Source organism: Mesorhizobium sp. M8A.F.Ca.ET.181.01.1.1, assembly GCF_004792025.1.
Taxonomy (GTDB): Bacteria; Pseudomonadota; Alphaproteobacteria; order Rhizobiales; family Rhizobiaceae; genus Mesorhizobium.
Genome location: NZ_SRTV01000048.1, coordinates 1 through 453 on the forward strand (window position 1 = coordinate 1; position 453 = coordinate 453).

1 protein-coding gene is annotated in these 453 nt (G+C 64.7%); it reads left to right on the forward strand.

The window, feature by feature from the left end; translation table 11 throughout:
• A partial coding sequence (locus tag EN824_RS33515; RefSeq protein ID WP_135933164.1) for a phage portal protein occupies nt 1–453 on the forward strand: 453 nt, incomplete at both ends.

Below are 453 nucleotides of genomic sequence, written 5' to 3' on the forward strand. Positions count from 1 at the left end.
AACGCGGCCAGCCAGTGGAACAAGCGCCTGCTCGATAATTCCGCCCGGCCTTCCGGCGCGCTGGTCTATCAGCCGCGGGAAGGCGGCAATCTTTCCGCCGAACAATATGAACGGCTGAAGCGCGAGCTGGAGGAGGGCTATCAGGGCGCCATGAATGCCGGCCGGCCGCTGCTTCTGGAGGGCGGGCTGGACTGGAAGGCGATGGGACTATCGCCGCGCGACATGGACTTTCTGGAAGCCCGCAACGGCGCGGCCCGCGATATCGCGCTCTCACTCGGAGTACCGCCAATGCTGATCGGCATTCCCGGCGACAATACCTATGCGAATTACCAGGAAGCAAACCGCGCCTTCTATCGCCTCACCGTGCTGCCGCTCGTCAACCGCACGGCGGCGAGGCTTTGCGGCTGGCTTGCGCCGATCTTCGGCGTGGGCCTGCGACTGGAAGCCGATCTT